Here is a 10,205-nt window from a genome sequence, read left to right on the forward strand (position 1 = left end):
TCGCTTGGAACGTATCCCGATCCTTCGGATGGGTGGATTTCTGGTGGTCTCGATCCAGGTGGACATGCATGACCGCCTCGCGATGAGCCTGCAGGAAGAGCTGACCACGCGAATCGTCGAGACAAACGCTCGCGGCGTGCTGATCGATATTTCCACACTCGACATGGTTGACTCGTTCATTGGGCGGATGATCGGCAACATTGCCGACATGTCGCGGATTCTCGATGCCGAAACGGTGGTGGTCGGGATGCAGCCCGCGGTGGCGATCACCATGGTTGAGCTCGGTCTGACGCTGTCGGGCGTTCGCACCGCGCTGAATGTGGAGCGAGGCATGGACCTCCTGCGAACCCTGGTCGGTCAGCGTCTGGTGGAGGATGGCGATGGACGTTTCGAGGACTGACAGCCTCGAGATCCGCACCTCCACCGACGTCGTCTTGGTTCGGCAGGCCGTCCGTAAATGGACGACGGAGCTGGGCCTCAGCCTGGTGGATCAGACCAAGTTGATCACGGCGGCGAGCGAGCTGGCCCGCAACACCATCGACTACGGCGGCGGCGGATCAGTCCGCCTGGACGCGGTCACGCAGGGGATCCGCAAGGGCCTTCGCCTGACTTTTGAGGACCAAGGCCCCGGAATTGCAGACCTGGAACTCGCGTTGACCGACGGCTACACCACGGGCCAGGGCCTCGGACTGGGCCTGAGTGGCTCGAAGCGGCTCGTGAACGAATTCGAGATCGACTCCCGTGTCGGCGAGGGAACCCGAGTTATGATCACTAGGTGGAAGTAATCATGCTCCCCGGCGAGCCCCTGGCCCTGGCGATCGACGACGCGAGCAAAGTCGGTGAGGCGCGGCGGGCCGCGGTCGCGCTGGCCAGGAGGTTGGGGTTCGACGAGACGAAGCGCGGCCATGTGGCGATCGTCGTGACCGAGGTCGCGACGAACCTGTTCAAGCACGCCGTCGGTGGTGAGCTGATCTTACAAGAACTGGAAGCCGGCCAGGCGCGGGGCCTGGAGATCTTGGCGATCGACCGCGGGCCGGGGATGGCCGACATCGGGCGTTGCTTCGTCGACGGATTCTCCACGGCCGGCTCCCCGGGCAACGGCCTGGGGGCGATTTCTCGGCTCTCCTCCTCGGTCGAGATCGACTCGGTTCTCGGAGTGGGCACGGTTTCCTCCGCGCGGCTTTGGGACGTCGCACCGACCCAAGCGGGCCGGTCTGATCCTCTCGAGTGGGGGGCGGTGAATCTGCCCTTTCCGGGCGAAGAGGTGAGCGGCGATGCCTGGGGGATCGCCGCCGACTCGGGGCAAACCCTGATTGTGGTGGCCGACGGCCTGGGCCATGGTCCCCACGCCGCCGAGGCCTCGCGCGCGGCCGTCCGGGAGTTTCACGCCTCAGCCGCACTCGGCCCTGTCGGAATCCTCGGCGCCGCGCACGCGGCCCTGCGCGGTACGCGAGGCGTCGCGATGGCGGTCGCCCGGCTCGATCCGAACCGGCGCGAGATCGTCTACTGCGGCGTCGGCAACATCGCGGGGGCCATCGTCAAGCCCGGCGAGGGCCGGGGCCAAAGCCTGGTCTCGCATAACGGCACGGTCGGGCACACGGTTCGCAAGATCCAGGAGTTTGTCTATCCCTGGGAAGAAGGTTCTCTGCTCATCATGCACTCCGACGGTCTGGCCACGCACTGGCGACTTGATCGCCATGCCGGGTTGGCCCGGAAGCATCCGAGTCTGATCGCCGGGGTGCTCTACCGCGACTCCGCGCGTGGCAGGGATGACGTGACGGTTCTCGTGGCCCGGGAAAGGAGCGCGTGCGACCGATGAGCCAGTTGCTCCTGACCTTGGAAGTCTGCCTTGAGCCCGACGTTATCCTGGCGAGGCAACGCGCCCGCCAGGTCGCGGGCCTGCTCGGCTTTCCCTCGCTCGACCAGACGCGAATCGCCACCGCCACCTCGGAGATTGCCCGTAAAGTTTTCGAGAACGCGAGCGAGGGACGCGTCGAGTTCCTGGTCCAGGACGGAACGCCCCCTGCTCTCCTGATCCGGGTCCAGGAACGATGTTCGCCGACGAGGAGGCGGAGGCAGGCCGTTGCCGATCCTCCGGGGCCGAACTCGAACCCCGACTTGGCCGATGGCACGCTCGGTGCGCGGCGGTTGATGGATCGATTCGAGATCGAGCCGATCGCCAACGGCGGCAGCCTGGTGTCGATGGTCAAGAACCTGCCGAAGCGCACGCCTGGCTTCACGGCCAATGACCTGATTCGCATCTCCGGCGAACTGACCAGGCAGGTGCCCAGGAGCTTGCTCGAGGAACTGCAGGAGCAGAATCAGGAGCTGATTCGCACCCTCCAGGAACTGCGCGAACGCCAGACCGAGATCGCCGAGCTACACTCGCAAGAACTGGAAGAAACGAATCGCGGCGTGGTCGCGCTCTATGCCGAGCTGGACGAGAACGCCAAGAGCTTGAAGCGGATCTCCGACCTGAAATCGCGGTTCCTCTCGAACATGAGCCACGAGTTCCGCTCGCCGTTGAACTCGATCCTGAGCCTCTCCGGATTCCTCCTGGACCGGAGCGACGGCGAGTTGACCGCGGAACAGGAAAGACAGGTCCGGTTCATCCGCAAGGCGGCCGAAGGCCTGACGACGCTCGTCAATGACCTCCTCGACCTGGCCAAGGTGGAAGCCGGCAAGGCCGTCATTCGGCCCGGTTCGTTTGCGGTCACCGACCTGTTCGAGAGCCTCCGCGGCATGATTCTGCCGCTGCTCGAACGAAGCAGGGTGGTCCTCCACGTCGAAGAGGCGAGCGCCCTCCCGACGGTCCGGACCGACGAGGGTAAGGTCGCGCAGATCCTCCGAAATTTCTTGTCCAACGCCGTGAAGTTCACCGAGCGCGGCGAGATCCGGCTGGAGGCCACGACCGGGCCCGGTGACATGATCCTCTTCTCCGTGGCCGACACCGGGATCGGGATCTCGGCGGCCGACGGGAAACGGATCTTCGAGGAATTCGGCCAGGTCGAAGGTCCCCTCCAGGCGAAGTCCACGGGGACCGGCCTGGGTCTACCGCTCTCGCGCAAGCTGGCCGAACTGCTCGGGGGAGCGGTGTCGGTGCGGAGCGAACCTGGCGTCGGCTCGACCTTCTTCGCCGCGATCCCACGCACCTACCGCGAGCCCGCCGAGGTTGAGTCCTCCCCCGAGGCCCGCTGGCGGCTCGATCCGACGCGACGTCCGGTGCTGGTCGTCGAGGACGACGCCGTGGACTTGCTGATCGTCGACAAGATCCTCGAGGGCTCGCCGTTCCAGGTTCTCCCGGCGCGGACGCGTGACGAGGCGCGTCGGGTGCTCGCGCGGGTCGAGCCGGTGGCCATCCTGCTCGACACCCTCCCCGAAGCGGAAGGGAACTGGTTGTTTCTGGCCGAGATCAAGGCGAGGGAAGACCTGCGCGAGGTGCCGGTGTTCGTCCTTTCCCGCCGCCCGGACCAGGAAATCGTGCTCGCCCTGGGAGCGAACCAGTTCCTTGCCAAGCCGATCAATCCATGTTCGCTTTTGCAGTCGCTGACGACGTTCGGCCAGGGGCCGGCTCTCGAAACGATTCTGTTGATCGACGATGAGGAACCTCATCGGTACGTGCTTAAGGGACTCTTGTCGGCGCAGGGCCGGTATGTCATCATTGAAGCCATGGAGGGCCAGGACGGGATTCGCCGGGCTCGAGAACTCGTCCCGGACCTGATCTTCCTGGACTTGGTCATGCCTGGATTGACCGGATTCGAAGTCCTGGAACGCCTCAAGGGCGATCCCCTCACTCGCAATATTCCTGTAATTATCTGTACGTCGATGATTCTTGAGGACGAGGAGCGACAACGGCTGGCGGCCGAGACCGTCACCATCCTCGCGAAGACGACCGGGACAAGAGAAGAAATGTTCGTAACGATCCGTAAAGCCCTGGTCCAAGCCGGTCTGACCCCTACCTCGGCACCCGCCGAGTCGCGACATGCTTGAACCCTCACTTGTGACGATTCTGCTTGTCGACGATGATGATGCGAAACGCTACACCATCGCCAAGATCCTCAAGAAGGCGAACTTCGAGGTTCGGGAAGCGACGACGGGAACCGAGGCCCTGCGCCTCGTGGACGAGCAACCCGACCTGATCATCCTCGACGTCAAACTCCCGGACATCAGCGGGTTCGAGGTCTGTCGGCTGATCAAGGCCAACCCCGCCACGGCCACCATTCCGGTCCTCCATCTTTCCACCACGTTCGTCGAGATCGAGGACAAGGTGCACGGCCTGGAAGGGGGAGCCGACGGCTACCTGACCGACGTGCTCGAGCCGTTGGAGCTGATCGCCACGGTCAAGGCGCTGCTCCGCGCCCGTCGGGCCGAAGAAGCCGCTCAACTTACCGCCCGCCAGTGGCAAGTGACTTTTGATGCGATCAGCGACGGCGTTGTGTTACTCGACGTCGACGGCAAGATGGTCCAGGTGAACCAGGCTCTGAATCGGATCCTCGGCGAGTCGTGGAACGCCCTCGTTCCCAGGACGGTCCACGAGGTCCTCGGCGTCCCGCCGAACCGGAGCGATTCCCCCTTCCTGCGGATGCTCGAGACCAGCCAGCGCGAGACCGTCGAGCTGAAACGCGGCGATCGCTGGCTCCAGGTCGCCGTCGACCCGGTGCGGAACCACGACGACCAGATCAAGGGCGCTCTCTGCATCATCTCGGATATTACCGATCGGATGCGGATGGAGGAGGAGCTGCGGCGGCGGGCCGACGAACTCGCGGCGGCCGACCGTCGCAAGGACGAGTTCCTCGCGATGCTTGCCCATGAGCTGCGGAATCCGCTGGCCCCGATCCTCAATTCCCTTGAAGAAATCCGCCTGAATCAGCCCTCCGACTCGGGGATCGGGCAGGCACTCGACGTGGCGGGCCGACAGGTTCGCCACATGTCTCGTCTCCTTGATGATCTCCTCGACGTCTCCCAGTTCACCCGCGGCAGGATCAGGCTCAGGAAGGAGTCGATCGACCTGGCTGCGCTCGTACCCCTCGCCGTCGAGACGGCTCGCCCCTTGATCACGTCGAACGGTCAGAACTTGACTGTCAGGTTGCCGAACGGTCCCGTCCGGCTGGCCGGGGATCCCACCCGTCTGGCGCAGGTGGTGGGCAACCTCTTGAACAACGCCGCAAAGTATTCCGAACCGGGCGGACAGATCACCCTGAGCCTGGAGTGCGTGGCCGAAGAGGCGTTGCTTCGGGTGCGGGATACCGGGATCGGCATGAGCGCGGAGATGCTGCCGCGCGTCTTCGACTTGTTTTCCCAGGCCGACCTCTCGCTCGACCGCTCTCAAGGGGGGCTCGGGATCGGTCTGACCCTGGTCCGTAGCCTGGTCGCGATGCACGGCGGGAGCATCACCGCCTCCAGCCCGGGCCTGGGGCAGGGAAGCGAGTTCGTCGTGCGGTTGCCTGTCCTCATGGACGATTCGCAGTCGCCGATCACGGAGGCCGTGGACTCGACCGAAGCGCCGGTCGCGGGTCCCCGGCGCGTGCTCGTCGTCGATGATCATGAAGACTCCGCTCTGAGTCTCTCCCGGGTCTTGCGGCTCTGGGGCCACCAGGTCCGCGTCGTCCACGACGGGCCGGCGGCCATTGAAGACGTCGCCGCCAACCCGTTCGACCTGGTCCTTTTGGATATCGGCTTACCGGGGATGGACGGCTACCAGGTCGCCGGCCAACTCCGGGAGATCGCCGGCTCGGGAGCGAGCGGTCCGGTCCTGATCGCCCTGACGGGATACGGCCAGGAAGAAGACCTGCGCCGGGCTTGGAGGGCGGGCTTCGACCTCCACATGGTCAAGCCGGTCAGCCTCGACGACCTCCGCCAACTCCTCTCCGAACCCGACCTGGCCCGCCTGCGAGCCGACCGTGAGGACGTGGCCTAGTCGACCGGCGAAATCTCCTGGGACGCGAGGCGAGGCAACGGAGGAGGTCAGATGCCCGATCCCTCATCAGACGCAACCTCGGATTGGGTCGACAACCCGTACCAATCGCCCGTCGCTCCGCTCGATACGACATCAAGGACAAGCCTCCTCCACCCGCTGCGCGGGTCTTTCCTCGGGGCCGCCATCGGCGGTTGCCTGGGGCTGGTGTTGGACTCGATTGCCATGATCCTTTTGTATATGTCAGCAAAAGAGCCTGAAGACGCCGAAGTAGGCCCCATGTTTGTTGCGATGCTTCCGTTCCTGGCGGTGGGCGTCATCGTCGCCTGCGCGATGATCGGCTTACTCCTTGGGTTGTTGCTGGGAAGCATCCGTTGCGTGATGGCCCGGCCGAGTCAGCGCACGGGGTGATCGCTACGGTCGCTCATCAAAATAGCAATGAAAACCGAGACCAACGGCTTAGGCTCTGGTTGAGAAATGAGATCGGGTTCGTCCTGAACGGCCAAAGCGGGGGCGGTTCCAGCATCGCGTTCTTGTCGAGTCGTCCGGCCATCCACATCCCTCGCTTGGGACAGACGTTGGAGATCGCGATCGGAACCGCGGCAAACTCGAGCTACGACGACTTGTCGGTTCCCGGTCTCCCCTCGTCGACGATCTAACGTGATAGGGGGGACTTGTATTTTGATCTTGGGAATCCGCTGGACAGCGTTCTCCACCCGAATCGAGGACTGGGCGCCGCGGGGTGGGGACCGTTGGCGGTCGTGTGTCCCCGGTTGATCGTCGAGGTTGCTCTTGCACGATTTTGCCACTTCCGGCATCTTTTGCCGCAAGTCAGTCTGGCGGGCGATTCTGATGCCCGCGACCGGTCCGGGTCCCCCCCCTTTTTTTAGAGACTGGTGGAGATTTAATGATGATCTACAGGAAGGGATTCCTGGTAGCAATTTTGCTTGGGGTCTGCGTGCTGTCCGAAGCCGCTGATCCGGGCGTGACCGTGGGTCGAACCCGATATCCGAGATCGCTCGACAGCTCCGTCGGGGGTAAGCCGGTGAAGATGGTGCTGACCGGAGCCGCGATGCGGACGAAATACTCCTTCAAGGTTTATTCGATCGCGAGCTACGTGCAGGAGAAGGTGGCGGTGCGCAACGCCAGCGAATTGGTGAGCGCGGACGTTCCCAAGCAGCTCTGTCTCTCGTTCGAACGTGACGTGGATGGCGATGCGCTTTCGGAGTCGTTCCGGGACTCCATCGGCATGATCCGCCCCGCCCCCGCGTTCGCGGCCGAGCTCGCGACGCTGACTCGCTACATGAAGGCGCACCCGGTCAAGGCCGGGAGCCGGATCTGGTTGAGTTATGTCCCCGGCGTCGGTCTGGGGTGCCAGGTCTCGGGTGCACCGGAACTCAAGATCCCCAACGTCGCGCTGGCGCAGACGATCTGGGAGGTCTATCTTGGTCGCAAGAACCTGGGGGTGGCGATCCAGTCGGGCCTCACGTCCCACCTTTCGCGGTGAGCCGCTCGCCGGCTGGGGCGAGACTGACTGATTCTTGTGCATGGAACTACTGTTGAATCTCGTGTTCAAATATGATTTTTATTTTAGTTTAAAATGGGTTTGGGATTGGTATTCCCTGGGACCGCGGGCGCCTCGCCCGCTCTTTCTTCATTGAAAAGAAGGAGATGCGGGCGGGGCGCCCGCGGTCCCGGGGAATTCGATTCGAGGTTGCGGCATCCGCGTTTCCGGATCGGATCTCAGTGCCAAGACCCGGTGTCGGAGCCGGCGTTCCAGGCTAAAACGGCGGCGGCGATGCGGTCGAGCGGGGTGACGAACTTGGCGGCGCCGCGGCGGATGGCTTCGCGGGGCATGCCGAAGACGATGCAAGTCGCCTCGTTCTGGGCGATCGTCAGCGAACCGGCCTCGCGCATTTCGAGGAGGCCCCCTGCCCCGTCGTCGCCCATGCCGGTCATGATCACGCCCGCGGCGTGGGGGCCGACCGCCTGCGCGGTGGAGCGGAAGAGGACTTCGACGCTCGGCCGGTGACGGCAGACGGGGGGACCGTCGACCAGCTCGACGCGACAGCCGACGCCGGTCCGGCGCACCAGGCCGTGCTGATCGCCCGGAACGATCAGGACGCGGCCCGGGCGGATCGGTTCGTGGTGTTTGGCTTCGGCCACTTCCATCGCGATCTTGGGGTCGTTGTTCAGACGTGAGGCGAAGGCGCCGGTGAAGTCGGGGGGCATGTGCTGCACGATGATGATGCCGGGCGCATCGGCCGGGAAGTCCGAGAGCAGGCGTTGGACGGCCTGCACGCCGCCGGTGCTGACGCCGATCACGACGATCCGTTCGGCGAGGCCCGTCCTCGGGTGATAGGGAATCCTCGGGAGGATGGCGTCGGCCGTATGCCGAGGGTCGGTCGCTGCCGCCCGTTCCTCGTGCATCGGGATCCGTCCGGCCCGCGCGGCGTTCCGGAGGCTTTCCAGCAAGTTGTGCGACCAGGCGCTCAGCCGGCCCGCATCGCGCCAGTCGGGTTTGGCGATCACGTCGACGGCCCCCATCTCCAGGGCGGTCACCGCACGCTCGGCCTGGTCGGTGCAGAGGACGACCGGCAGCGGGTGCTGACGCATCAGCTTTCGCAAGAACGTCAGGCCGTCCATCCGGGGCATTTCGACGTCGAGCAGGATCAGGCCGGGGACTGACTTGCGGAGGAGGGCGACCGCCTCATACGGGTCGGCGGCCAGAATGACGCGGAACCGAGAATCGGCTTCGATAATCGATTTGAGACGCTGGCGAACGACTGCGCTATCGTCGACGACCATGACGTCGATGGGAGCGGGAGTGGTTCCAGAGCGCTCGGTCGGTTGCATGATCGATCACGATTCCTTGCCATAGATGGATGGGGAAAGCTTGCGGAGCGAGGCCGGGATGGACGAGAGGATTTCGCCGTTGCCCATCGCGAGCCAGCCTCCGGACCGGAGGTGTCGCGCCAGGCGATTCATGAGCACCATGCGTTCGTCCTCGGCGAAATAGATCGAGACGTTGCGGCAGAAGATGAGATGAAAGTCGGCGGGAAGCGGCCAGTTCGCGTGGCGGAGGTCGACATGGCGGAACTTGACGAGGTCGCGGATCTCGGGAACGATGCGGTACGATCCGTTGCGCGGTCCTCGGCCGCGGAGGAAGTAGCGGCGGAGCCGCGCGGGGGGAACCCCTTTGACCTCGTTCTCATTGTAGATCGCGTTGGCGGCGGCCTTGAGCACTTCCAACGAGAGGTCGCTCGCCCAGATCTCCACCCGCTGCGGTGAGAGCCCGGGGATCGTCTCGGCCATGACCATCGCCATGCTAAACGGCTCTTGGCCGGTCGAGCAACCTGCCGACCAGATCCGGATCGGTGACGTCGTTCCTTCTTTCAGGAGCATCGTGATATGCTCGGCCATAAGCGTAAAGTGCGCGGGCTCGCGGAAGAAGGAGGTGTGGTTGACCGTGCTGAGGTCGATCAAGAGCTGGGTGCCGGGCCCGGTCGGGTCGAGCTTGAGGACCCGTTCGCAGAACTGGGTGAAGCTGGTCAGGGCTTTTGCCTGGAGGCGAGAACGGAGCCGGGCCTGGAGCAAGCCCATCCGGTGCGGCTCGAGCGTGATTCCGATCTGGTGGCGCAGGAAGGCGACGATCGGCGCGAAGTCGGTCTCGGACCAAGGTTCAGGGGGCGTCGAAAGTGGCTGATCCGTTGGCGCCACGTCAGAATCCCCCACCATTGAAGTGCGCGTTCAGCGACTCGAGCGCCGTGAAAACGCAGTCCACATCCAGCACGAGCAAGAACCCGTCTTGATGACGGATCAAGCCGCGAACAAAGGGGGTGGCCTTGCCCAGGCCGAGTTGCGGCGCGGGCTGGATTTCCTCGGGCGTAAACTCGAGGACGTCGGACACGCGATCGACGAGCAGGCCGGTCACATGGGCATCATGGCCCGCCGACGACTCGACCATCAAGACGCTCGGCGCACGGACCGGTTGGGGGTCGATCGGCAGCTCAAACGGGATCCGCAAATCATAGACCGGCACCACGTGCCCCCGGAGGTTGAGCACCCCACGCAATGACTTGGGACCGCCCGGGACGTGGGTCAACGTGCCGACGTCAAGAACTTCCTGAACCCGCATCACCTCCAGCGCATACCCTTCACCTCCGAGGCGAAATATTACGTACGATTGAGCACGTTCTGATTCATGAAATGGTTCGGTCACAGCCTCAGCCATCTCCGGCCCCTTTGCTCAACCTGCACGAACGGGTGAAATCGCCGCTTTCCGTGTCGA

Annotated in this window: 10 protein-coding genes; 7 read left to right on the forward strand and 3 right to left on the reverse strand. The window is 64.3% G+C overall.

The genetic code is table 11. The features are described from left to right. Window positions 1–4: 4 nt before the first annotated feature. The 7 genes from BUS42_RS23560 (at window position 5) to BUS42_RS23595 (ending at window position 7,421) form a co-directional block, all read left to right on the forward strand. Window positions 5–400: an STAS domain-containing protein gene (locus tag BUS42_RS23560; protein ID WP_074310203.1), complete on the forward strand. Its 396-nt coding sequence runs from the start codon at window positions 5–7 to the stop codon at window positions 398–400. Further along, entirely contained in the window at window positions 381–785 is a 405-nt protein-coding gene (locus BUS42_RS23565; protein WP_074310205.1) for an anti-sigma regulatory factor, read from the forward strand. The genes BUS42_RS23560 and BUS42_RS23565 overlap by 20 nt, the downstream gene beginning before the upstream one ends. 2 nt (window positions 786–787) lie before the next feature. Continuing rightward, window positions 788–1,819, forward strand: a complete 1,032-nt coding sequence (locus BUS42_RS23570; protein WP_074310207.1) for an ATP-binding SpoIIE family protein phosphatase — start codon at window positions 788–790, stop codon at window positions 1,817–1,819. Next, window positions 1,816–3,990: a response regulator gene (locus tag BUS42_RS23575; protein WP_074310209.1), complete on the forward strand. Its 2,175-nt coding sequence runs from the start codon at window positions 1,816–1,818 to the stop codon at window positions 3,988–3,990. The genes BUS42_RS23570 and BUS42_RS23575 overlap by 4 nt, the downstream gene beginning before the upstream one ends. Continuing rightward, window positions 3,983–5,917 carry a hybrid sensor histidine kinase/response regulator gene (locus tag BUS42_RS23580; protein WP_074310211.1) on the forward strand — a complete coding sequence of 645 codons (1,935 nt, stop codon included), beginning with the start codon at window positions 3,983–3,985 and terminating at the stop codon, window positions 5,915–5,917. The genes BUS42_RS23575 and BUS42_RS23580 overlap by 8 nt, the downstream gene beginning before the upstream one ends. Window positions 5,918–5,968: 51 nt before the next feature. Then, complete coding sequence (locus BUS42_RS23585; RefSeq protein ID WP_074310213.1) at window positions 5,969–6,325, forward strand: hypothetical protein; 357 nt, start codon at window positions 5,969–5,971, stop codon at window positions 6,323–6,325. A gap of 496 nt (window positions 6,326–6,821) precedes the next feature. Then, on the forward strand, window positions 6,822–7,421 hold the full coding sequence (locus tag BUS42_RS23595) for a chalcone isomerase family protein (RefSeq protein ID WP_254053693.1): 600 nt from the start codon (window positions 6,822–6,824) through the stop codon (window positions 7,419–7,421). A 236-nt stretch (window positions 7,422–7,657) separates the two neighbouring features. Here the strand turns inward: BUS42_RS23595 and BUS42_RS23600 are convergent, their stop codons facing one another. Genes BUS42_RS23600 through BUS42_RS23610 form a run of 3 tightly spaced genes read right to left on the reverse strand, consistent with a single transcriptional unit; the run spans window position 7,658 to window position 10,148 of the window. Continuing rightward, the gene (locus BUS42_RS23600) at window positions 7,658–8,770 is read right to left on the reverse strand and encodes a protein-glutamate methylesterase/protein-glutamine glutaminase (protein ID WP_074310217.1); all 1,113 of its coding nucleotides are present in this window, start codon (window positions 8,768–8,770) and stop codon (window positions 7,658–7,660) included. Between the two features lie 6 nt (window positions 8,771–8,776). Beyond that, window positions 8,777–9,634 (reverse strand): CheR family methyltransferase, encoded by an 858-nt coding sequence (locus BUS42_RS23605; RefSeq protein WP_254053694.1) that lies wholly within the window; start codon window positions 9,632–9,634, stop codon window positions 8,777–8,779. 1 nt (window position 9,635) lies between these two features. Further along, on the reverse strand, window positions 9,636–10,148 hold the full coding sequence (locus BUS42_RS23610) for a chemotaxis protein CheW (RefSeq protein WP_074310221.1): 513 nt from the start codon (window positions 10,146–10,148) through the stop codon (window positions 9,636–9,638). Window positions 10,149–10,205: the final 57 nt, after the last annotated feature.

This window comes from Singulisphaera sp. GP187, assembly GCF_900129635.1.
Taxonomy (GTDB): Bacteria; Planctomycetota; Planctomycetia; order Isosphaerales; family Isosphaeraceae; genus Singulisphaera.